Raw genomic sequence first — 21117 nt, forward strand, 5'->3', positions numbered from 1 at the left:
AGTGCTCCTGGTTCGTGGTGGCCGAGGGCACCGGCCGACACGGTCCCGTGGTCTCCCACGGTGTCAGAGGAGTGTCAGAGGGGTGTCAGAGCGACGTCAGACCGCGCTGCGGACGCCCGGTGCGGCCAGGATGCCCGGCAGGCCCTGCGGCGCGACGGGACCGGCCGCGGCAGCGCCGCCCACGGTGATGTCGACGCACTGGTAGAACGCGTTCACGGTGTCGGCGATGTTCCAGCGGGCGAACACGGTGTGGTCACCAGCGGGCAGACCGCTGAGGGTGTGCTCGACGGTCGCGCCGGGCTGGGCGCCGCCGTCGTCCACGGTCTTGAACGGCTGACCGTCCACGAAGTACTCCCAGGTGGACGTCGAGTGCCGGGCGGTGATCTGCCAGCGGAACGTGACCTCGCTGCCCACGGTGGTGCGGGGCCAGGCGAGCGAGTCGTCGTCGACGACGGTGAAGCCGCTGCCGCCCGAGCACTCCATGGAGCCCTTCGGGGCCTCGACGCTCTGGGGCTCGTACTGCAGGCCGCCGCAGTCGAAGCTGACGGTGCCCGTGGCGCAGTGGTCGGCGCGGCTGGGCGGGTTGGTGATCCAGCCGTGCGCCTGCGCCTGCGGCAGGAGGGCGCCGGGCGCGGCGACGAGGAACGCCGCCGCGAGCGCGAGGGCGGCGAGCGCGGACAGCAGGAGACGGCTGGGCGGGCTTGCGGTGCGTGCACGGTTCACGGTGATGCCTCCGTCGGCGAGCGGGTGAAATATCGGTGGCAACGAACCTAGGAAATGTCAGCTTTGCTGACAATGAGGGTGAATTCGTACGCGCTTCCCCGTATCCGGGACCCGCCCGGCAGCACGACGGCGAGGCCGTGGGGTCACGACCTCGCCGCTGGGTGCAGGTGGGATCAGAGCGGGCTGGCCGCCAGGTGGCCGCCCGTGCTCGCGGTGCCGCCGACGTTCACGTCCATGCACGCGTAGAACGCCATCGCGGTGTCGTACACGTTCCAGCGCGCGAGGATCGTGTGGTTGCCCGCGGGCAGGCCCGTCAGCGTGTGCGTGACGGTGGGCGGCGGCGTGGCCCCGTTGTCGTTCACCGTCTTGAAGAGCCGGCCGTCCACGAAGTACTCCCAGCTCGCCGTGCGGTGGAACGCCGTCAGCGTCCACTGGAACGTGTGGGTGCTGCCGATGGTGGTGCGCGGCCAGGCCAGGGAGCTGTTGTCGAGGGTGGTGAACCGGCTGCCGCCGGAGCAGAGCATCGAGCCCTTGGGGGCCTCCACGCTCTGCGGTTCCCACTCGACGCCGTTGCAGGTCCAGCTCACGGTCCGCTTGGCGCAGTGGTCCTGGCGGCTCGGTGGCGAGACCACCCAGCCGTGGGCCTCGGCCCGGGGTGTCATGGAGCTCGGTGCGGCGACCAGCGCCGTCAGGGTCAGGGCCACGACGGCGAGGACGCCGAGCAGGACCCTGGTGGCGGATGTACGCGGTGCGGTGATTCTCATGGGGCTCACCTCGGGTGTGAAGTTGGATGTTTCCTGGAGTGCTCCTGAGTGTTCGGGTCGGACCCCTTGACGCTAGAAACCCGTGTGGGCAGGGGACAAGTAGGGCAACTACGTACCTACGTGGCCGGTTCGTGATCGATGCGGAGCGTCGTGGACGGCGGTGCTCCTGCGTGGCGTGCGGCCTGGCCCCGCACCGTGTCCGGAGAGCTATCCGGCCGGGCTTGCGGCGAGCAGCGTGGTGCAGACGTCGAGGAGACGCGCACGGAGCAGCGCCGACCGCTCGGCGAACGCCCGCTGCCGCCGCACGTACTCCGCCTTGCCCTGCGGCGTCTCGATCGGGACGGCGGCCACGCCGTACTCCGACACGTCGTACGGCGAGGCGGCCATGTCGGTCCAGCGGACGTCGCGGGCCAGCTCGAACGTGTCGAGCAGCAGGTCGCCCGGGACGGCGGGGCCGAGCTTGAGGCACCACTTGTACAGGTCCATGGTGGCGTGCAGGCAGCCCGGCTGCTCCAGGCCCACCTGCGTGGCGCGCGTCGGCTGCAGCAGGTTGCGCCCGGTCGCCTCCGGCGTGAAGAACCGGAACGCGTCGAAGTGCGAGCACCGCACCGGGTTCGCCTCGACCACGGCGTCGGTCCCGGCGTGGCCCAGCCGGAGCGGCAGCGGGTGCCGGTGGTCGCGACCCGCCTCGCGGTCGCGGTAGACCATCGCCCACTCGTGCAGCCCGAAGCAGCCGAACGTGCCGGGGCGCGACGCCGTCGCCGACAGCAGGTCCCGCACGTAGCGGACGGTGTCGCCGCGGTCGGCGAGGAAGGCGCCGACGTCGAGCGTGACGACGGGCGCGTCGTCGGGCACGTCGACGGGCGCGGTGTCGGGCGCGGTGTCGAGGACGGTGTGCCAGCGCCAGGTCGTGCGGTCGTCCGGGTCGGTCTCGGTCCGGCCGGCGGCGTCGTCGGCCGACGGGACGGTGCCCGGCAGCCGCAGGGCGATGCCCGCCCCCGGGTGCCAGCGCCGCAGGTGCGCGATCCGGGTGGGGTAGTAGGTGAACAGGAAGTCCTCGATCGCGTGCTTGCGCCCGGCTGCCCGGGCCTCGCGCCACACGGCCGTGAGGGCGTCGGCCCGTCCGGCGTGCGCGGCGGCCCGCGGCGCCCACTCCTCGGGAAGCAGCATCCGCGCGGGCGCCGGCTCGTCCGGGTGCGCGACGGCGTCGTGCGCACCGGGAGCGGCCGTCTCGCCGAGGACTGTGGTCACCGCTCCAGGGTAAGGCGGCGGCGACGTCCGCCCCGCCCGCCGACGTAGGGTGCGACCATGTCCGACCTTCCCCTGCGCCGTCTCGGGCGCTCCGGCCTGTCCGTCCCGGTGATCGGTCTCGGGTGCAACAACCTGGGCCGTACCGGCACCGCCACCGCCACGCAGGAGGGCGCGACCGCCGTGGTCGACGCCGCCATCGACGCGGGCGTGACCTTCTTCGACACCGCCGACCGCTACGGTGCGCGCCCCGGCCTGTCGGAGGAGCTGCTCGGCGCCGCGCTGAAGGGACGCCGCGACGACGTGCTGGTGGCCACGAAGTTCGGCCTCGACATGCGCGGCGTGAACGGCGCCGACTTCGGGGCGCGCGGCTCGCGGCGGTACGTGGTGCGTGCCGCGGAGGCCTCGCTGCGCCGGCTCGGCACGGACTGGATCGACCTCTACCAGCTGCACACGCCCGACCCGGCCACGCCGGTGGACGAGACGCTCGCCGCGCTCGACGACCTCGTCCGCGCCGGCAAGGTGCGCTACGTGGGCCACTCCAACCTCCCCGGCTGGCAGATGGCGGACGCCGAGCACGTGGCCCGGGCCGCCGGCGGCACGCGGTTCGTCTCCGCGCAGGACCGGTACTCGCTGCTGGCCCGCGGCGTCGAGCGGGAGGTGCTGCCGGCCGCGCGGGCGTACGACATCGGCTTCCTGCCGTACTTCCCCCTGGCCGACGGCCTGCTGACGGGCAAGTACTCCGGTGGTGCCCGGCCCGACGGCACGCGCCTCGTGAACGAGAAGCGGCACCTGCTGGAGACGGCGCCGTGGGCGGCACTGGACCGGTTCGCGGCGTTCTGCCGGGAGCGCGGGACCACCGAGACCGTCGTGGCGTTCTCCTGGTTGCTGTCCCGGCCCGAGGTGTCCTCGGTGATCGCCGGCGCCACCCGGCCGGAGCAGGTGCGCGCCAACGCCCAGGCCTGGACGTGGACGCCGACGGCGGACGACCTCGCGGAGCTCGACGAGATCTTCCCAGCCTGACCGGGTCGGTAGCGTGAGCCGCATGAACCGCGCCTTTCACCAGGTCAACGTCTTCTCGCCGCTGCCGGTCGGCGGTAACCCCGTCGCCGTCGTGCACGACGCCGACGGGCTCACCGACGAGCAGATGGCCGCCTTCGCCCGCTGGACCAACCTGTCCGAGACCACGTTCCTGCTCGCCCCGACGCCCGAGGGGCGCGCGGGCGGCGCCGACTACCGCGTGCGGATCTGGACCCCGGGCGGCGAGCTGCCGTTCGCGGGGCACCCCACGCTCGGTACCGCGCACGCGTGGCTGGAGTCCGGCGGCGTCCCCGGCGGCTCGGAGGTGGTCCAGGAGTGCGGCGTGGGCCTGGTGCGGCTGCGGCGCGACGCCGTCGGCGACGGGCAGCGCCTCGCGTTCGCGGCGCCGCCGTTGGCGCGCTCGGGGCCGGTCGACGACGCCGACCTCGCCCGGATCGCGCGCGCCCTGCGCATCGAGCCGGCCGACGTCGTCCGTTCGGCCTGGGTCGACAACGGCCCCGGCTGGGTCGCGGTCCAGCTCCGCGACGCCGCCGCGGTGCTCGCGCTCGAACCGGACCACGTCGCGATGGGGGACCTCAAGGTCGGCGTGGTCGGTGCGTACCCGGTCGGGGACGGTGACCACGGCGGTCCGCAGGCGGCCGACGCCCCCGCCGTCGAGGTGCGGGCCTTCGCGCCGTCTCTCGGGGACGGGGAGGACCCCGTGACCGGCAGCCTCAACGCGGGCCTCGGGCAGTGGCTCGCCGGTGACGTGCTGCCGGCGTCGTACGTGGCCGCGCAGGGGACGGTGCTGCGACGCGCCGGCCGTGTGCACGTCGAGAAGCTGCCGGACGGTGCGGTGTGGGTGGGCGGCGACACCGTGACCACCATCGCGGGGCAGGTCGGCCTCTGACCTGGGCCGCACGCGTGACCCGGGGGCGTCGCGTGCGGCCCGGCGCTCTCTCTGACCCGGTGTCCCTCGCGGGGACGGGTCACTCCGGGTAGACGTTGTCTACGCGGAGTGACCCGTCCCCGCGGGGAACACCTTCCGGGCGACCGCGGCGAACAGCCGCTCCAGCGGCCCGCGTCCCAGCAGCGCCCGCCACAGCGTCGCCACCACGAGGCTGATCAGCACCATCCAGCCGAGCGGCTCGTTCGTCGGGGGATCGAGCAGGTCCCAGTAGGTGCGGGTCCACCACCAGATCGCGATGATCTGCGCGGAGTAGATGGTCAGCGCCAGCGCGCCGACGGCGGCCAGCGGCGTCACCACCACGAGCACCACCCACCGCGCGGCCCGGCCGAACCACCCTGCGCCGCCCGCACCCCCTGCGCCCTCCGCGCCGCCCGGCCGGGCGCCGGCGTCGACCACGCGGCCCAGCAGCAGGCACAGGCCCAGCACCCCGAGCGCGAACCCGCCCGATCCCAGGGCCTCGAACATCGTGTCGTCGTGCGGCCCCTCCAGGTAGAGGCCGGCCAGCGGCGGCCACGGGTCGGACCAGCCGGGCGCGGGCGTCACGTACGCGGACGACGTGACGGCGACCTGCCCCTCGATCGTGGCCGTGCCCCCGGCCCCGGCCACCAGCACCGACGACGCCAGCGAGCAGATCGCGGCCAGCCCGAACCCGCCCGCGACCAGGCCGAGCTGCAACGTGGGCGACCGCAGGTCGCTGCGCCCCACGGCGAGCCCGGCGAGCACGTACGCCATCCAGACCAGCGCCGGGTAGTGGCCGGTGAGGAGGAAGTCGGTCGCGGCCCCGGACCCGTCGTGCGGCGCGCGGAGCCCGGCCCGGGCCAGGGCTTCGGGCCCGTAGTACACGAGGAACGGCCCGATCACCGCGATCAGCACCGCCGTCGCCGCGAGCCGCGCGGGCGGTACCCGCAGGAAGGGCAGCGCCAGCACGAAGTACGCGGCGTAGAAGCCGAGGATGAGCAGCACCCGCGTGCCGAACAGGTCCAGCACGGCGACCAGCGCCAGCAGCAGCACGACCCGCACCAGGATCCGGCCGCGAGCGGTGCGCAGCGCCGTGCCCGCCAGCGGCGTCGAACCACCGGTGACCAGCGCCAGGGACAGGCCCGCGACGGTCGCGAACAGGATCGAGGAGCGACCGTGCGCCAGGCCCAGCCAGCCCTCCGGAGTACCGAGGTCCGCCGAGGTGATGCCGACGTGCGCCGCGAACATGCCGAGCACCGCGATGCCCCGGGCAAGGTCCGCCCCGGTCACCCGGCCCGGCCCGCCGAGCAGGTTGCGACGCCCCCGGTCGAGCGGGCGGCGCCCCGGACGCGAGGCCCGGACGGGGGTCGCGGCAGACCGGTCGGACGGCTGAGCGATCGTGGACATGCGGGCATCCTTCCGCGTCGTCGTCCGCGGCGCGCGCGGCCACGCCGCCCGCCCGGCCGGCGGACAGCCGTCCCGAGGGATGAGAACGCAGGTGTGCGCGCCCGCACCCCGCACATACAGTGCCGCCATGACCGGCAGCGCCAACGAGTACCACTCGGCCCGCAGCGACACGCCCCGCCACCCGTACGGCGGCACCACGAGCGAGCCCGTCCCCGGCCCGGCCCCGGACGCCGCACGCGGCTCCGACCAGCCCGCCGGGACCGACCCCATCGACGCCGTGGACGCGCCGAGCAGCCTGTCCCGCCTGAGCGGCCAGGACCAGAACAACCCCGGCGCGGTGAAGGACCTGACCAAGGAGTCCGAGTCCTACACCCACGGGCACCACGAGTCCGTGCTGCGTTCCCACCGACGGCGGACGGCGGCCAACTCCGCCGCGTTCCTGCTGCCGCACCTCCTGTCCGACATGACGCTGCTCGACGTGGGCTGCGGCCCCGGCACCGTCACCGTCGATCTCGCGGAACGCCTCACCCAGGGCAGCGTCGTCGGCGTCGACGCGTCCGACGACGTGCTGGAGTCGGCCCGCGGGCTCGCCGACGCCCACGGCACGAAGAACATCACCTTCGAGCACGCCAACGCCTACGAGCTGCCCTTCGAGGACGACTCGTTCGACGTCGTGTTCGCCCACCAGCTCCTGCAGCACCTCTCCGACCCGGTGGCGGCCCTGCGCGAGATGAGGCGCGTCGCCAAGCCCGGCGGGTTCGTCGCCGTCCGCGACGCCGACTACGCCGCGATGGCCTGGTACCCCCAGTCCCCGGAGCTCACCGAGTGGAACATGCTCTACCACGAGGTCACGCACACCTACGGCTTCGAGCCCGACGCCGGACGCCGCCTCGCCTCCTGGGTGCGCGACGCCGGCTTCGACCCCGCCACGATCGAACCCGGCGCCAGCGTCTGGTGCTACGCCACCCCCGACGACCGCACCTGGTGGGGCGGCCTGTGGGCCGAGCGGTGCACCGAGTCGAACTTCGCCGTCCAGGCCAAGGACTCGGCGCTCGCGGACGACGTCGCCCTCGAACAGCTCGCCCAGGGCTGGCGGGAGTGGGCCGCCGCCCCGGACGGCTGGTTCGCGGTGCTCAACGGCGAGGTGCTGGCGCGGGCCTGACCCCGGTGTCGTCGGGCCGGGCGGTGCTGTGCGGTGCGGTGCCACGCCGTGCGGCCCGCAGCCGTGCGAGCCGGGCGAGCAGCCCGGCGCCCGCGGCAAGCGCGATCGCCGCGCCGAGCAGCACGACGGCGGGGTAGAGCCACAGCACGACCCGGTACGCCGCGGCGGGATCCGTCAGGCCCATGAGCGTTGCCCCGAGCCACGGCAGCGCCAGGCCGAGCAGGAGGAACAGCGCCAGCGGGAGCAGGCGCAGTGTGATCCTGCCCCGTGACGTCAGGGAACGGCGTGCGGCCCAGCGACGGGCGCGCCCGACCACCACGGCCCCGGCCACCAGGACCAGCGCGGCGATGCCGACGACCACCGCGTTGAACGGGTCGAACGGGTTCGTGGTGCCGCGGGGCGTACCGCCGTCGGCCGCCACGATCGCGTCGTGCGTCAGCGCCATCGGGTCCCCGGCCGCGTTCGCGAGCACGACGGCGCCGGTGCCCGTCACGGGGGAGAACTCGATGCCGGACGCGAACGTCGCGAGCGTGCCACCGTGCCCGACGAGCGGGGCGGTCTCGCCGTCGGACGCGGTGCCGTGCCAGCCGAACCCGTAGCCGGCGGGGTCCGTGGGCACGTCGTGGAAGGCGCGAAAGCTCTCCGGGCGCAGCAGGCGCTCGCCGTCCGGGGTCGTGCCGTCCCCGACCTGGAACCGCAGCCAGGCCGCCATGTCGTGCGCCGTGGACACGATGCCGCCGCTGCCCGTGCAGGCCTGCGGCAGCTCCGGCACGGCGACCCGCACGGGGCCCAGGAGCGAGAAACCGCGGGCGAGGCCGGCGGGCGACACGTCGCACCGGCTCGTGACCAGGGTGGCGTCCATGCCGAGCGGCGTCAGCACCTGCTCGGCCAGGTACTCGTCGAAGGCGACGCCTGCCGTCCGCTCCACGAGGCGCGCCAGCACGTCGTAGCCCGCGTTGCTGTACAGGGTGACCGTGCCGGGGTCGCTCGCCAGCTCCTCGCCGGACAGCCGGGCGACGGTCTCGGCGGCGCTGCCCGCCGGGTCGGCCGAGTACTCCAGGTCCGTCGCGGCCAGGCCCGACCGGTGGGTGAGCAGGTGCTCCACCGTGATGTCGCGGTAGCGCTCGTCGGCCAGGCGCAGCTCCGGGAGCACGTCGGCGACCGCGTCGTCGAGCGCCAGCCGGCCCGCGTCGACCTGCTGCAGCACGGCCAGCGCCGTGAACGCCTTGGTCATCGAGCCGATGCGCATCGGCGTGTTCTCGTCGACAGGTGCGCCGTCCCCGGTCACGCCGTGCACGCGGACCCGGACCTCGCCGCCCACGAGGGTCACCAGCGCCAGGCCCGGGGTCCGGTGAACCCGGACGTACTCGTCGAGACCGCCGTCCACCGCCCGGTCGACCGCCTCGTCGTTCGAGGTGAGGGCATCCGCGCGGCTGGTGGCCGTGGCCGGGACGGTCGCCCCCGCCGGGAGCGCGGGTGCCACCGCGAGCACGGCCACCGCCGCCGTCACGAGCACGCCGCGCACGCCCGCCGGTCGTCGCGTCCTGGTCCGGTCGATCATCGTCACGAGCCCCTCGTCGGTGCCCCGCCGCCACGGCCGGGCGTCTCGTGCGACACGCTAGGGACCGGCACGGGTCCCGGGCATCGGGGATCACCTGGGCCGAGGCCCTGAACCATCCCTGAGGTGTCCCTGAGCACCGCGTGCGCGCCGCCCACCGCGGCGTCGGCATACCCTGAGCCCGTGCGTATCGCGAGATTCACCACCGGAGACGACCCCCGCTTCGCCCTCGTCCAGCAGGAGGGCAGCAAGACCTTCCTCGCCGTGCTGGGTGGCGACCCCCTCTACATGCCGGCCATGCCGACCGGCGAGCGCATCGAGCTGGGCGACGGCGTCCGGCTGCTCGCCCCGGTGATCCCGCGCTCCAAGGTGGTGTGCGTGGGCCGCAACTACGTGGACCACGCCAAGGAGCTGGGCAACGACGTGCCGAGCACGCCGCTGCTGTTCTTCAAGCCCAACACGGCGGTCGTCGGACCGGACGACCCGATCGTCCTGCCCGACTTCACGCAGGAGGTCTCCTACGAGGCCGAGCTCGCCGTCGTCATCTCCAAGGTGTGCAAGGACGTCACGCCCGAGAACGCGCCGTCCTACGTGCTGGGCTACACCGTCGCGAACGACGTCACCGCGCGGGACGCCCAGCGCACCGACGGCCAGTGGGCCCGGGCCAAGGGCTTCGACACGTCGTGCCCGCTCGGTCCCTGGATCGACACCGACGTGAACCCCGAGGACGTCGGGGTGCGCTCGCGCGTCAACGGCGACCTGCGCCAGGACGGCCGCACCCGCGACATGGTGTTCGACGTGCCGTTCCTCGTGTCCTACATCTCCGAGGCGATGACCCTGCTGCCCGGCGACGTCATCCTCACCGGCACGCCCGCGGGCGTCGGCACCATCGACCACGGCGACCGCGTCGAGTGCGAGGTCGAGGGGCTCGGCGTGCTGTCCAACCCGGTGCTGCGGCGGAACTGAGGTGACGGAGGCACCCGCGCGCGGCGGGTCGGTCGTGCCTGGTTCGGTTGTGCCCGGCGACGCCCTGCGCGCCGACGCGCTGCACGCGCTGCGCGGCTGGCCGGCGCCGACGCCCGAGCAGGAACGGCTCCGCGTCCGGTACGTGCGCCACCTCGAGGCCCACGACCCCGCGACGCACCCGGGTGCCGGGGTGCTCCGGGAGTCCGTGCCGGACCACCTGACGGCGTCGGCCGTCGTGCTCTCCCACGACGGCGCCCACGTGCTGCTCACCCTCCACGCCAAGGCCCAGCGGTGGTTCCAGCTCGGCGGGCACCTGGAACCCGGGGACCGCACGCTGGCGGGTGCGGCGCAGCGCGAGGCACGCGAGGAGTCGGGCCTCGCGCTGACCGTGGACCCGGTGGCCGTGCACCTGGACGAGCACGTCGTACCGTTCTGCCGGCCGGGCACCGGCGACCCCGACCGGCCCGTGCACCACCTCGACGTCCGGTTCGTCGCCGTCGCGGCGCCGGGCGCCGAGGCCCTGGTCTCCGACGAGTCGCTCGACGTGCGCTGGTGGCCCGCCGACGCCCTCCCCGACCCGGACCTCACGGAGCTCGTGGCTCTGGCCCGGACCCGTGTCGGAGGAGCATGACCGGGCGGGGTCGCCCGGTGAAGCCTTCGGTGCCGGCACCGAAGTAGGCGACGCGGGTGGCGGACGCCTCGCGAGCACATTCGTGGCCGGTCCGGGCCTCCCGCGCGCACCATGGACGCATGGAGACGATCCGGCGGTTCCTGGTCCTGACACCCGCGGCCTTCGCGATCACCGCAGCAGTGCTGCTGCCGCTCATGACGGCCGGCAACCTCTCGCTCGCCACGGTCGGGATCGCCCTCCTGACGGCGCTCGCGGTGACCGTCGGGGTGCTCGTGCTGATCCTCGCCGCGGCGGGCCTGCTCCGGTTGCTGCGCGTGCGCAACACCTGGGCCGTGCTGGGCGCGGCCTGCGTTCTGGCCGTCGTCACCGCGACGGTCGCCTATGCCCTCGTCGCGGCGTCGCTGCCCCCTGACGACGAGGGATGGAACCTCCTGTACGTGACAGGCTCCGCCGTCGCGTCGGTACCGGCCTGGCTGGGTTATGCCGTCGGGCTGCTGGTTCTCGGCCGACGGGACCGGGTGGTCGCCGCACGGAACGAGGCGGGGTGACCGTGGCCGCGGCTCAGGGCCGGTGGTGGGCCTAGGCTTGGGGCGTGACATCTCCCGCTCCTGGCAGCTCTTCGACCCGTGTCCGCTTCGCGCCGTCTCCGACCGGCATGTTCCACGTCGGTGGTGCGCGCTCCGCCCTGTTCAACTGGGCCGTGGCGAAGCAGCAGGGCGGCACCTTCGTGCTGCGCATCGAGGACACCGACGCCTCGCGCAACCAGCCCGAGTGGGTGGACGGCATCCTGTCGGCCATGGAGGCGCTGGGGATCCGCAAGGACGACCCGGCGTTCGAGGGCCCGTACTACCAGTCCGAGAACGCGGGCATCCAGAAGGATGCCGCCCAGCGGCTGTTCACCGAGGGCAAGGCGTACTACTGCGACTGCACGCGGGATGCCCTGATCGCGCGCACGGGCAACCAGCAGACCGGCTACGACGGGTTCTGCCGCGACCGCGGCCTGGAGTACGCCGAGGGCCGGGCGCTGCGGTTCCGTACGCCCGACGAGGGCGAGACCCAGGTCGTCGACCTGATCCGCGGCACCCCGACGTTCCCGAACGCCAACCTCGAGGACTTCGTCATCGCTCGCGGCAACGGCTCCCCGGTGTTCCTGCTGGCCAACGTGGTGGACGACATCGACGAGAACATCACGCTCGTCATGCGCGCCGAGGAGCACCTGCCCAACACCCCGAAGCAGCAGCTACTGTGGGAGGCGCTGGGCCACACACCGCCGCAGTGGGCGCACATGCCGGTGATCGTCAACGAGAAGCGGCAGAAGCTCTCCAAGCGCCGCGACAAGGTGGCGCTGGAGGACTACCTGGCCGAGGGCATCCTGCCCGACGCGATGGTCAACTACCTGATGCTGCTCGGCTGGGCGCCGGGCAACGACGAGGAGATCCTGCCGTTCGACGAGCTGGTGCGCCGGTTCCGCGTCGAGGACATCAACTCCTCCTCGGCGTTCTTCGACGTCAAGAAGCTCACCGCCTTCAACGGCGAGTACATCCGCGCCCTGAGCGTCGAGGACTTCGCCGCCGCCTGCGCGCCGTGGCTCCGGGCCCCGGCCGCCCCGTGGGCCCCGGACCAGTTCGACCAGAAGGTGTTCGACGCCGTCGCGCCGCTCGCCCACTCCCGGGTCGCACTGCTGTCCGAGATCACGAACAACGTGGACTTCCTGTTCCTGGACGCCCCGATCATCGACGAGGACTCCTGGAACAAGGCCATGAAGACGGGCGCCGCCGGGCTCCTCACGGACGTCCGCGCCGCTCTCGCCGACGTCGCCTGGGAGGCCGAGGCGCTCAAGGACACCGTCACCACGGTCGGCGAGGCGCACGGCATGAAGCTGGGCAAGGCGCAGGCCCCGGTCCGGGTCGCCGTGACCGGTCGCCGGATCGGTCTGCCCCTGTTCGAGTCGCTGGAGGTGCTGGGTCGCGAGCGCACGCTCGTGCGGATCGACGCGGCGCTGGCCCGCCTCGTTCAGGCGGCGACGCCGTCCGACGCCGAGGTGCCCGCCACCGCCGAGTGACGCCACGGCCCGGGGAGGCGACGCGCCTGCCCGGGCCGGTGCGATGTCCCCGCGAACCCCCAGATCACCCACGTTGTAGCGTGTGAGACGTGACCGACGCCATGAGACCTGACGCCGCGCCGCCCTCACCCGAACCACCTGCGCCGACGCCGTCGGTCTGGGAGCCGCCCGTCGCGGCCACGGGACCGCGCGAGTACCCGCAGGCCCTGCGGGGGCCGTGGTACCGGTGGTGGCGTCCGTTGCTCGGGCTGCTCGCGGTCGCGGGCTCCGGGGTGGTGGTCTTCGGGATGGTGCTCCTGGCCACGCTCGGGTTCGTGCTCGCCCAGGCGGTGGGCGCGCAGCTGCCGGACCCGGCGTCGGACGCCTTTCTCGTCTCGCCGGCGGGCATGCTGGTGACCAACCTCGGGCTCGCGCTCGGCATCCCGGTCGCCCTGGTGGCGACCTGGGCGCAGTCCGGGCGCGCGGGCCTGGTGTCGTCGGTGCTGGGCCGGGTGCGCTGGCGCCTGCTGCTCGGCGGTCTGGGGGTGTCGTTGCTGCTCCTGGTGCCGCTCACGCTGGCGGGCAGCGTCCTCGTGTCGCAGCTCGGTCTGGCCGGCGACGCCTCCCCGGGGTCCGACGACGGCCTGTGGCCCCTGACGCCGGCGTCGGGCTGGCTGGCGCTCAGCCTGGTGATCCTGCTGACCACACCGCTGCAGGCCGCGGGGGAGGAGTACTTCTTCCGCGGCTGGGCGTCGCAGTGGCTCGGCAGCCTGCTGCGGTGGCGGTGGCTCGCCGTCGTCGTGCCCGCCGTGGTGACCGCGGTGCTCTTCGCGCTGGCGCACGGTGCGCAGAGCCCCTGGCTCTTCGCGGACCGGCTCGTGTTCGGCCTGGTCGCGAGCCTGATCGTCTGGCGCACGGGCGGGCTGGAGCTCGCGGTCGCCCTGCACGTGGCGAACAACCTGCTGGCCTTCGGGCTGGCCATCGCCTACGACGGGTTCGCGGAGTCGCTCCTGATCACCGAGGTGGCTCCGGCCGAGGGCGCGGTCAGCATCTGCGTCACGCTCGTCACCACGGCGGCGGTGCTGTGGTGGGCGCGACGCCGGGATCCCGCCGTGGTGGTCGTCGACCCGGCGCCGCGGCCCGTGGCGGGTCCGGTACCCACCCCGGCAGCAGTCACGACCGCGGGGCCGGCCGCCGGTCCGGTGAACGGAGGCACGGCATGACCACGGACGGGATCCTGTTCGACGTCGACGACACCCTCGTCGACACCAAGGGCGCCTTCGCGGTGGCCCTGGAGGCGATCCGGGCCGAGTACCTGCCGCACGTGCCGCCCGAGCGCGACCCGGAGATCCTGGCGCACTGGCGCACCGACCCGGGCGGCTACTACGCCCGCTACACGCGCGGCGAGCTGGACCACGACACGCAGCGCCGGTACCGCGCGGTGCGGCTGCACGAGACGTTCGGCGGCCCGCCGGTGACGGCCGCGACGTTCGAGGCCTGGGACGCCCTGTTCTGGGGCACCTTCGAGCGGTCGTGGACGGCGCACGACGACGCCCGTGCCGCGGTCGACGACGCCGTCGCGGCCGGCCTGCGCGTCGGCGTCGTGACCAATGCCGCCACCGAGCTGCAGGAGCGCAAGCTGAAGCTCGCGGGCCTGGCCGACCTGCCGGTCCTGGTGGGCGTCGACACGCTGGGCTTCGGCAAGCCCGACCCCCGGGTGTTCCTCGAGGGGGCCCGTCTGCTGGGGACCGATCCGGTGCGGACCGCGTACGTGGGCGACGAGCCCACCGTGGACGCCCGGGCGGCCCGCGAGGCCGGCCTGACGGGCGTCTGGCTGGACCGGGCGGGACACCGGCGTGGTCCCGGATACGGCGGGCCCTCCGACGGCGGCCGGGACCCGCAGGATCCGGAGGCTCTGCGGGCGGCGGGCGTGCTGGTGATCCGGACGCTGGCCGAGCTGCCGGCGGCGCTCGGCTACGGTCCGGCGGCTGCTCGACCGCGGTGACGAGGCCCGGACCGGACCGGGACACGCGCGGGTGACGGACGGCACGCCCATTGCGTTTTGCGCACCGTCCGAGGTCAGGTAATGTTCTCCAGCGGTAAGGGGTCCACGGAACGCCTGTCGGAGACAGGTGCATCTCGGGGCCGTTACCCCCATGGGGTATGGTGTAATTGGCAGCACGAGTGGTTCTGGTCCACTTAGTCTAGGTTCGAGTCCTGGTACCCCAGCGCACGTTGCAGTAACAGTTCAGGCCCCCATCGTCTAGCGGCCTAGGACGCCGCCCTCTCACGGCGGTAACGCGGGTTCAAATCCCGCTGGGGGTACGCAGGTCTTCCGGCTCCGGCCGGCGGATCAGTTCAGGCCCCCATCGTCTAGCGGCCTAGGACGCCGCCCTCTCACGGCGGTAACGCGGGTTCAAATCCCGCTGGGGGTACAGCAAGAAGGCTCGGTCTCACGCGGACCGGGCCTTCTTCGTGTCTCCGGCGCGCACCCGATGTGGCGATCGTGGCAGGCATCTGCGGGCGAACGTAGAGCTCGTCGCCCTCTGGTGCCTCATGCCGCGATCGACCCTACGTTCGCCCCGTCGGGCCGGGCGGGACTCAGCGGATCTTGGGGTCGCCGCCCTCGATGAAGGGCTTGGGGCGCAGCTCCGGGGCGTCCGTGGCGGCGGTGGGCCCGCCGGGTACATGGCCGCCGTCGTGGTGGCCGGCATCGCGGTGGCTTGCGTCGCGGTGGGCGCCGTCGCGGGGCGTGCCGGGCGCGGGGTCCGAGCCGCCCGGCGTCGTGCCCCCGAAGGTGCCGGACGCCGCCGCCCCGGCGGACGCCCCGCCCGGTGCTCCGTACGCCGGCGCGCCGGTCATGCCCGGCAGCCCGCCCGCCGTCGGCCGGAGGTTCTCGTCATCGGCAGTGGTGTCCGCGGGCGTGTCCGCGACGCCGCTCTCGATCCGGGCGACCGGCAGCTCGATGCGCTGCGTCGGCGGGTTGCTGCGCCGTCCGATCCGCGGCATGAGCGCGGGCGGCGGGGTGGTGGGCGGTACCTCCACCGGCGGTGCGGCCGGTGCCGCCGCGGCGGGACCGCCCTGGGCGGCGGCCTCGGCGTCGGCGGCGTCCGGGTGGAAGAGGTTCGCGATGATCAGGCGGTACCGCGAGTCGGGCCGGGGGATCCACGTGACCCGGTCGAGGGCCTGGTCCTGCCCGGCCGTCTCGAAGATGAAGGTGCCGTAGCCCAGGAGCTGGCCCATCGGGGTGCGCTCGTAGCCGAGGTCGGTCACCTTCTCGGACGGCATCATCGCCACCCGGTGCACCAGGAACCCGTCGAGCAGCAGCAGGCGGCGGTCGGTCATGACGAACCACTCGGCCCGCCAGTCCAGCCACTTGTAGAGCAGCCGTGCGCCCAGGACGAGGAACGGCAGCCACACCCACCCCATGTCGTCGCGGACGTTCGGGTCCACGGCGACCAGGAGCGCCAGGGCCAGGACGAACGCACCGGCGGTGGTGAGGAGGGGTTCCCAGAGCTTGGCCCAGTGCCGGTGGGTGGCGACGACGATGCGCTCGTCCGCCAGGATGTACCGCCGCAGGGCACGGTTCGGGACGAAGTCCGCTGTCGTGCTCATGGCGGCCTCCCCGGAGGATGCGGTCGGAATTCTCGTCGCCGACCCTACGCGGTCACCGGCCGATCGACCCGGTGAAGAGCTCCTCGAAGAAGGTGCCGATGTTCGCGATGGCACCCCAGATCACGTCCCAGAGGGCGAGCACGACGTCGGCGGAGCGCTCGGGGTCGTTGATGACCGAGTAGAGCAAGAAGATCACCACGACCCAGATGATGATGAGTCTCACCTTAGGCGGCATCAGATTCCTCCGACGTAGGTGCGTGCGCACCCGGTGTGCACACGTCCCGGGTGACACTACTGACACAGGCGGGACCTGGGGAATCACCAGCCTCGGCGTGGCGGGCCAACGCTCACGGACCGCTCACGGACCGCACACCCCGTGTGCACCGCGAGCGGTCCGGAGCCGTCGTCACTCGCCGGAGCGGTGCAGCACCTCGGTCAGCTTGTTCGCCGCGGCGACGACGGCGGCCGAGTGCAGCCGGCCGGGCTGGCGGGAGAGCCGCTCGACGGGGCCGGACACGCTGACGGCGGCCACGACCCTGCCCGACGGGCCCCGCACGGGCGCCGACACCGACGCCACGCCCAGCTCACGTTCCGAGACGGACTGGGCCCAGCCGCGGCGTCGGACGCCGGAGAGGATGGTCGCCGTGAAGGTGGCGTCGCGCAGGCCGCGGTGCAGCCGGTCCGGCTCCTCCCAGGCGAGCAGGACGTGCGCCGCGGAGCCCGCGCTCATGCTGAGCGTGGCCCCGACGGGGATGGAGTCGCGCAGGCCCACCGGGCGCTCGGCGGCGGCGACGCACACGCGGTGGTCGCCCTGCCGGCGGTAGAGCTGTGCGCTCTCGCCCGTGTGGTCGCGCAGCGCGATGAGCACCGGGTTCGCGGCCGCCAGGAGGCGGTCCTCACCCGCTGCGGTGGCCAGCTCGTTGAGGCGCGGGCCCAGTACGAAACGGCCCTGCATGTCCCGTGCCACGAGACGGTGGTGCTCCAGGGCCACCGCCAGGCGGTGCGCCGTCGGGCGAGCCAGGCCGGTGGAGGAGACGAGCTGCGCCAGGGTGGCCGGACCGGCCTCGAGTGCCCCGAGGACGGACGCCGCCTTGTCCAAGACGCCGACTCCGCTAGTATCGTCCATACCGCGATATTGCCGTCTCGGAACGTGAGATTGCAAGTCGAGGCCCGAAGTTGTTTCTGATGAGGAGGCGAACCGCCATGGCCGGCACGCTGGCAGAGAAGGTCTGGGAAGCGCACCTGGTGCGCCGGGGCGAGGGCGGCTCGCCCGATCTTCTCTACATCGACCTGCACCTGGTGCACGAGGTCACGAGCCCGCAGGCGTTCGAGGGGCTCCGCCTCGCCGGGCGTCAGGTACGGCGGCCCGACCTCACGATCGCCACCGAGGACCACAACACCCCCACGCTCGACATCGACCGGCCGATCGCCGACGCGACGAGCCGCACGCAGATCGAGACGCTGCGCGCCAACGCCAAGGAGTTCGGCGTCCGCCTGCACAGCCTCGGCGATGCCGACCAGGGCATCGTGCACCAGGTGGGGCCGCAGCTCGGCCTGACCATGCCGGGCCTGACCGTCGTGTGCGGCGACTCGCACACCTCGACGCACGGCGCGTTCGGCGCGCTCGCGTTCGGTATCGGCACGTCCGAGGTGGAGCACGTGCTCGCCACCCAGACGCTGCCGCTGGCGCCGTTCAAGACCATGGCGATCACCGTCAACGGCACGCTGCCCGCGGGCACCACGTCCAAGGACATCATCCTGGCGATCATCGCCAAGATCGGCACCGGCGGCGGGCAGGGCTACGTGCTCGAGTACCGCGGCGAGGCCATCCGGGCGCTGTCCATGGAAGCCCGCATGACCATCTGCAACATGTCGATCGAGGCCGGCGCCCGCGCCGGCATGATCGCGCCGGACGAGACCACGTTCGAGTACCTCAAGGGCCGCCCGCACGCGCCCGAGGGCGCGGACTGGGACGAGGCGGTCGAGTACTGGAAGACCCTGCGGTCGGACGACGACGCGCAGTTCGACGCCGAGGTGGTGCTGGAGGCGGCCGACCTGGAGCCGTTCGTCACCTGGGGCACCAACCCGGGCCAGGGCCTGCCGCTGTCGGCGGCCGTGCCGGTGCCCGCCGAGATCTCGGACGAGTCCGAGCGCGTCGCCGCCGAGCGGGCCCTGGAGTACATGGGCCTGGACGCCGGTACGCCGCTGCGCGACATCAAGGTGGACACCGTGTTCATCGGCTCGTGCACCAACGGCCGCATCGAGGACCTGCGGTCGGTGGCCAAGGTCGTCAAAGGCCGCGAGAAGGCTGAGGACGTGCGGGTGCTCGTGGTGCCGTCCTCGGCGCGTGTGCGGCTGCAGGCCGAGGCCGAGGGCCTCGACGTGATCTTCAAGGAGTTCGGCGCCGAGTGGCGCAACGCCGGGTGCTCCATGTGCCTGGGCATGAACCCCGACCAGCTCGCGCCGGGGGAGCGGTCGGCCTCCACGTCGAACCGCAACTTCGAGGGCCGCCAGGGCAAGGGCGGGCGCACCCACCTGGTCTCGCCGCTGGTCGCCGCCGCCACGGCGATCCGGGGCACGCTGTCCAGCGTGGGCGACCTGGACCTGCCCGAGGACGTCGACATCACCACCTTCGACGGCACGCCGCTCGACGGTGTGGGGGCGTCGCCGCTGGGCGAGACCGTCGTCGTCGACCTGCCGCTGCCCGTCGCGCGCTGAGAGGACTGCTGACCATGGAGAAGTTCACCACCCACACCGGCGTCGGCGTCCCGCTGCGGCGCAGCAACGTGGACACCGACCAGATCATCCCCGCCGTGTACCTCAAGCGGGTCACGCGCACCGGGTTCGAGGACGCGCTGTTCGCCGCGTGGCGCGGCGACCCGTCGTTCGTGCTCAACCAGGACGCCTACTCCGCGGGCTCCGTGCTCGTGGCCGGCCCCGACTTCGGCACCGGCTCCTCGCGTGAGCACGCCGTCTGGGCGCTCAAGGACTACGGCTTCCGCGTCGTGCTGTCCTCGCGGTTCGCCGACATCTTCCGCGGCAACTCGGGCAAGCAGGGCCTGGTCACGGGCATCGTCTCGCCCGAGGACATCGAGATCCTGTGGAAGATCCTGGAGACCAAGCCGGGCACGGAGGTGACCGTCGACCTGGAGGCCAAGACCGCCACGGCCGACGACGTCACGGTGCCGTTCCAGATCGACGACTACACGCGCTGGCGGCTCATGGAGGGGCTCGACGACATCGGCCTCACCCTGCAGAACGAGGCCGACATCACCGCGTTCGAGCAGACCCGCGCGGCGTGGCGGCCCAAGACGCTGCCGGCGCGGCACCTGCCGTCGGTGGAGATCGAGGCGGCGCGGCCGGTCTGACGGCGGGGCGGCTGCCGTCGCCCGGAGCCGAGCGCCTGCTGCTGGTCGAGCCTGTCGGGGCCTTTGGGTCCGGGCAGGCTCGACCTGTGTGTTCTACGGGCTGCTTGTTCTGCGAGCTGTCCTGTCGCGGTCGGTCCAGCCGCGGTCGGTCCAGCCGCGGGCGTTCCGGCCGCAGCCGGAACGCCGTGCGCTGTCCTGCCGTGGGTTGTTCGACCTCAGAGGCTCGGCGGTCCCTGGCGCACCTTCTCCAGTAGCCCCTCCGGGGTGTCGCTCTGGGGGTCCCACCAGGAGTCGATCCACCACGTGACCCCGGCGTCGGCCATGGCCCGGGCCTGCTTGGCTGCCTCCTCGCGGTCGGACGACAGCTTGCCCTGCAGGATCACCTCGAAGGGCCGGTCGGTACCGCCGCGCCGCTCCACCTCGGACCGGTGCTCGGTGAGCCAGGCGACCAGGCCGGCGATGTCGTCCACCGTCAGGTCGTCGGCGCTGCCGCGCAGCTGCGGGACGATGCCGTCCCAGCTCAGCGTGCGCCGCAGGTTCCGGGCGGGCGGCCGCTCCGCGTCCCAGACGCCGACCGGCCACACCGGGATGCGGCCGTTGACGGGTCGCTCCGGGAACCGGAACGGGCCGGTGGTGAGATGGGCGCCGTCGAACTCGAAGTCCTCCCCGGACCAGGAGCGTTCGAGCCACTCCAGCGTCTCGTCCAGCAGGGCCGCGCGGTTCTTCAGGTCCGTGCTCTGCCCGGGGACCGAGGTGAAGCCGCGGTCGTCGGGCACGCCCACGCCGACCGGCAGCACGAGGCGGCCGCCCGACAGACGGTCCACCGTGAGGGCGCGCTGCGCGAGCTCCCACGGCCGGTGCCGGGGGACCGCGAAGACCATGGCGCCGAGGCTGATGCGCTCCGTCACCGTCGCCGCGGCGGCCAGCACCGCGAACGGGTCGTAGACCGGCATGGCCCACTCGCCGTCCATGCTGATCGCGTCCCAGGTGAAGAAGCCGTCCCAGCCGTGCTCCTCGGTCTCGCGGGCGAGCGCGACGTGCTGGTCGATCGTGCCGAAGCTGCTGATGAACCCGAACTTCATACCGTTCCTCCGTTGGCCTGGGGCTGGTCCTCCGACGTCTGCCACCACGCTACGCGGTACCACTGACACGGTTAGGGTGAGGCCGTGACCAGCACCGCCGAGAAGAACGGCACCAGCGTGAGCGAGAGCACGACCCCCTTGCGGGGCACCGTCGAGATGTGGACCGACGGCGCGTGCAAGGGCAACCCCGGCCTGGGCGGCTGGGGCGCGCTGCTGCGCTTCGGCGAGCACGAGAAGGAGCTGTTCGGCGGCGAGAAGGTCACCACCAACAACCGCATGGAGCTCACCGCCGTGGTCGAGGCCCTGCGTGCGCTCACGCGGCCGAGCACCGTGATCATCCACGTCGACTCGTCGTACGTGATGAACGGGATGAAGACCTGGATCGCGGGCTGGAAGCGCAACGGCTGGAAGACGGCCAGCAAGCAGCCCGTCAAGAACGTGGACCTCTGGCAGGCGCTCGACGCCGAGGTGGCCGAGCACCAGGTGAGCTGGGTGTGGGTCAAGGGACACGCCGGAGACCCGGGCAACGAGCGGGCCGACGCACTGGCGAACAAGGGCGTCGACAGCGTGCGCTGACGCAGGTCGGGGCACGTCCGGACAACGA

At 73.2% G+C, this 21117-nt stretch carries 21 protein-coding genes and 3 tRNA genes; 15 read left to right on the top strand and 9 right to left on the bottom strand.

Annotated elements, in window-relative coordinates; translation table 11 throughout:
* Nucleotides 1-96 precede the first annotated feature (96 nt).
* From ACO229_RS00325 to ACO229_RS00335, 3 genes are all read right to left on the bottom strand, one after another.
* Complete coding sequence (locus tag ACO229_RS00325) at nt 97-723, bottom strand: lytic polysaccharide monooxygenase auxiliary activity family 9 protein (protein ID WP_397411617.1); 627 nt, start codon at nt 721-723, stop codon at nt 97-99.
* Nucleotides 724-896: 173 nt separating this feature from the next.
* Nucleotides 897-1487: a lytic polysaccharide monooxygenase auxiliary activity family 9 protein gene (locus ACO229_RS00330; RefSeq protein WP_397411615.1), complete on the bottom strand. Its 591-nt coding sequence runs from the start codon at nt 1485-1487 to the stop codon at nt 897-899.
* Nucleotides 1488-1694: 207 nt separating this feature from the next.
* Nucleotides 1695-2657, bottom strand: coding sequence for a 3-methyladenine DNA glycosylase (locus ACO229_RS00335; RefSeq protein ID WP_423465241.1), 963 nt, complete (start codon nt 2655-2657; stop codon nt 1695-1697).
* A 138-nt stretch (nt 2658-2795) separates the two neighbouring features.
* Between ACO229_RS00335 and ACO229_RS00340 the strand changes: the two genes are divergently transcribed.
* Nucleotides 2796-3758 carry an aldo/keto reductase gene (locus ACO229_RS00340; RefSeq protein WP_423463327.1) on the top strand — a complete coding sequence of 321 codons (963 nt, stop codon included), beginning with the start codon at nt 2796-2798 and terminating at the stop codon, nt 3756-3758.
* 22 nt (nt 3759-3780) lie between these two features.
* Nucleotides 3781-4665, top strand: coding sequence for a PhzF family phenazine biosynthesis protein (locus ACO229_RS00345; RefSeq protein WP_423463328.1), 885 nt, complete (start codon nt 3781-3783; stop codon nt 4663-4665).
* 99 nt (nt 4666-4764) lie between these two features.
* Here ACO229_RS00345 and ACO229_RS00350 read toward each other — a convergent pair whose 3' ends face one another.
* Nucleotides 4765-6090 (bottom strand): heparan-alpha-glucosaminide N-acetyltransferase domain-containing protein, encoded by a 1326-nt coding sequence (locus ACO229_RS00350; RefSeq protein ID WP_423463329.1) that lies wholly within the window; start codon nt 6088-6090, stop codon nt 4765-4767.
* A gap of 346 nt (nt 6091-6436) precedes the next feature.
* Between ACO229_RS00350 and ACO229_RS00355 the strand changes: the two genes are divergently transcribed.
* Complete coding sequence (locus tag ACO229_RS00355) at nt 6437-7252, top strand: class I SAM-dependent methyltransferase (protein ID WP_397411776.1); 816 nt, start codon at nt 6437-6439, stop codon at nt 7250-7252.
* Here the strand turns inward: ACO229_RS00355 and ACO229_RS00360 are convergent.
* Complete coding sequence (locus ACO229_RS00360; RefSeq protein ID WP_423465242.1) at nt 7224-8813, bottom strand: serine hydrolase domain-containing protein; 1590 nt, start codon at nt 8811-8813, stop codon at nt 7224-7226. The genes ACO229_RS00355 and ACO229_RS00360 overlap by 29 nt on opposite strands.
* 180 nt (nt 8814-8993) lie before the next feature.
* Between ACO229_RS00360 and ACO229_RS00365 the strand changes: the two genes are divergently transcribed.
* The 9 genes from ACO229_RS00365 (at nt 8994) to ACO229_RS00405 (ending at nt 14883) form a co-directional block, all read left to right on the top strand.
* Entirely contained in the window at nt 8994-9776 is a 783-nt protein-coding gene (locus ACO229_RS00365) for a fumarylacetoacetate hydrolase family protein (RefSeq protein WP_397411600.1), read from the top strand.
* Between the two features lies 1 nt (nt 9777).
* Nucleotides 9778-10407, top strand: coding sequence for an NUDIX hydrolase (locus ACO229_RS00370; protein WP_423463330.1), 630 nt, complete (start codon nt 9778-9780; stop codon nt 10405-10407).
* Between the two features lie 119 nt (nt 10408-10526).
* Complete coding sequence (locus tag ACO229_RS00375; protein ID WP_423463331.1) at nt 10527-10955, top strand: hypothetical protein; 429 nt, start codon at nt 10527-10529, stop codon at nt 10953-10955.
* A 44-nt stretch (nt 10956-10999) separates the two neighbouring features.
* The gene (gene gltX / locus ACO229_RS00380) at nt 11000-12469 is read left to right on the top strand and encodes a glutamate--tRNA ligase (protein ID WP_423463332.1); all 1470 of its coding nucleotides are present in this window, start codon (nt 11000-11002) and stop codon (nt 12467-12469) included.
* Between the two features lie 89 nt (nt 12470-12558).
* Complete coding sequence (locus tag ACO229_RS00385) at nt 12559-13671, top strand: lysostaphin resistance A-like protein (RefSeq protein WP_423463333.1); 1113 nt, start codon at nt 12559-12561, stop codon at nt 13669-13671.
* Complete coding sequence (locus ACO229_RS00390) at nt 13668-14453, top strand: HAD family hydrolase (protein ID WP_423463334.1); 786 nt, start codon at nt 13668-13670, stop codon at nt 14451-14453. Before ACO229_RS00385 ends, ACO229_RS00390 begins: the two co-directional genes overlap by 4 nt.
* A 152-nt stretch (nt 14454-14605) precedes the next feature.
* Nucleotides 14606-14677, top strand: a tRNA-Gln gene (locus tag ACO229_RS00395).
* 23 nt (nt 14678-14700) lie between these two features.
* Nucleotides 14701-14773 (top strand) — tRNA-Glu (locus ACO229_RS00400).
* 37 nt (nt 14774-14810) lie between these two features.
* Nucleotides 14811-14883: transfer RNA gene (locus tag ACO229_RS00405), tRNA-Glu, on the top strand.
* 166 nt (nt 14884-15049) lie between these two features.
* On the opposite strand, the gene ACO229_RS00410 is transcribed toward ACO229_RS00405, so the two are convergent.
* The 3 genes from ACO229_RS00410 to ACO229_RS00420 all read right to left on the bottom strand — a co-directional run bounded on the left by ACO229_RS00410 (nt 15050) and on the right by ACO229_RS00420 (nt 17189).
* The gene (locus ACO229_RS00410) at nt 15050-16063 is read right to left on the bottom strand and encodes a PH domain-containing protein (RefSeq protein ID WP_423463335.1); all 1014 of its coding nucleotides are present in this window, start codon (nt 16061-16063) and stop codon (nt 15050-15052) included.
* A gap of 52 nt (nt 16064-16115) precedes the next feature.
* Nucleotides 16116-16262 (bottom strand): hypothetical protein, encoded by a 147-nt coding sequence (locus tag ACO229_RS00415; protein ID WP_229785626.1) that lies wholly within the window; start codon nt 16260-16262, stop codon nt 16116-16118.
* 207 nt (nt 16263-16469) lie between these two features.
* Nucleotides 16470-17189 carry an IclR family transcriptional regulator gene (locus ACO229_RS00420; RefSeq protein WP_026365378.1) on the bottom strand — a complete coding sequence of 240 codons (720 nt, stop codon included), beginning with the start codon at nt 17187-17189 and terminating at the stop codon, nt 16470-16472.
* A gap of 77 nt (nt 17190-17266) precedes the next feature.
* Between ACO229_RS00420 and leuC the strand changes: the two genes are divergently transcribed.
* Both leuC and leuD read left to right on the top strand, forming a co-directional pair.
* A complete protein-coding gene (gene leuC, locus ACO229_RS00425) occupies nt 17267-18781 on the top strand; it encodes a 3-isopropylmalate dehydratase large subunit (RefSeq protein WP_423465243.1) in 1515 nt (504 codons plus the stop codon).
* A 14-nt stretch (nt 18782-18795) separates the two neighbouring features.
* Complete coding sequence (gene leuD, locus ACO229_RS00430) at nt 18796-19431, top strand: 3-isopropylmalate dehydratase small subunit (protein WP_397411582.1); 636 nt, start codon at nt 18796-18798, stop codon at nt 19429-19431.
* A gap of 215 nt (nt 19432-19646) precedes the next feature.
* Here the strand turns inward: leuD and ACO229_RS00435 are convergent, their stop codons facing one another.
* Entirely contained in the window at nt 19647-20513 is an 867-nt protein-coding gene (locus tag ACO229_RS00435) for an LLM class flavin-dependent oxidoreductase (RefSeq protein ID WP_423463336.1), read from the bottom strand.
* Between the two features lie 138 nt (nt 20514-20651).
* Between ACO229_RS00435 and rnhA the strand changes: the two genes are divergently transcribed.
* Nucleotides 20652-21089 carry a ribonuclease HI gene (gene rnhA, locus ACO229_RS00440; RefSeq protein WP_397411770.1) on the top strand — a complete coding sequence of 146 codons (438 nt, stop codon included), beginning with the start codon at nt 20652-20654 and terminating at the stop codon, nt 21087-21089.
* Nucleotides 21090-21117: the final 28 nt, after the last annotated feature.

It is taken from the genome of Promicromonospora sp. MS192 (assembly GCF_049532985.1).
Taxonomy (GTDB): domain Bacteria; phylum Actinomycetota; class Actinomycetes; order Actinomycetales; family Cellulomonadaceae; genus Promicromonospora.

Excerpts from the sequence above, each read along its gene's own strand:
- ACO229_RS00330 (WP_397411615.1), bottom strand. The coding sequence starts at position 1,487 with ATGAGAATCACCGCACCGCGTACATCCGCCACCAGGGTCCTGCTCGGC.
- ACO229_RS00335 (WP_423465241.1), bottom strand. The coding sequence starts at position 2,657 with ATGCTGCTTCCCGAGGAGTGGGCGCCGCGGGCCGCCGCGCACGCCGGA.
- ACO229_RS00340 (WP_423463327.1), top strand. The coding sequence starts at position 2,796 with ATGTCCGACCTTCCCCTGCGCCGTCTCGGGCGCTCCGGCCTGTCCGTC.
- ACO229_RS00345 (WP_423463328.1), top strand. The coding sequence starts at position 3,781 with ATGAACCGCGCCTTTCACCAGGTCAACGTCTTCTCGCCGCTGCCGGTC.
- ACO229_RS00350 (WP_423463329.1), bottom strand. The coding sequence starts at position 6,090 with ATGTCCACGATCGCTCAGCCGTCCGACCGGTCTGCCGCGACCCCCGTC.
- ACO229_RS00360 (WP_423465242.1), bottom strand. The coding sequence starts at position 8,813 with ATGATCGACCGGACCAGGACGCGACGACCGGCGGGCGTGCGCGGCGTG.
- ACO229_RS00375 (WP_423463331.1), top strand. The coding sequence starts at position 10,527 with ATGGAGACGATCCGGCGGTTCCTGGTCCTGACACCCGCGGCCTTCGCG.
- ACO229_RS00390 (WP_423463334.1), top strand. The coding sequence starts at position 13,668 with ATGACCACGGACGGGATCCTGTTCGACGTCGACGACACCCTCGTCGAC.
- ACO229_RS00410 (WP_423463335.1), bottom strand. The coding sequence starts at position 16,063 with ATGAGCACGACAGCGGACTTCGTCCCGAACCGTGCCCTGCGGCGGTAC.
- ACO229_RS00420 (WP_026365378.1), bottom strand. The coding sequence starts at position 17,189 with ATGGACGATACTAGCGGAGTCGGCGTCTTGGACAAGGCGGCGTCCGTC.
- leuC (WP_423465243.1), top strand. The coding sequence starts at position 17,267 with ATGGCCGGCACGCTGGCAGAGAAGGTCTGGGAAGCGCACCTGGTGCGC.
- leuD (WP_397411582.1), top strand. The coding sequence starts at position 18,796 with ATGGAGAAGTTCACCACCCACACCGGCGTCGGCGTCCCGCTGCGGCGC.
- ACO229_RS00435 (WP_423463336.1), bottom strand. The coding sequence starts at position 20,513 with ATGAAGTTCGGGTTCATCAGCAGCTTCGGCACGATCGACCAGCACGTC.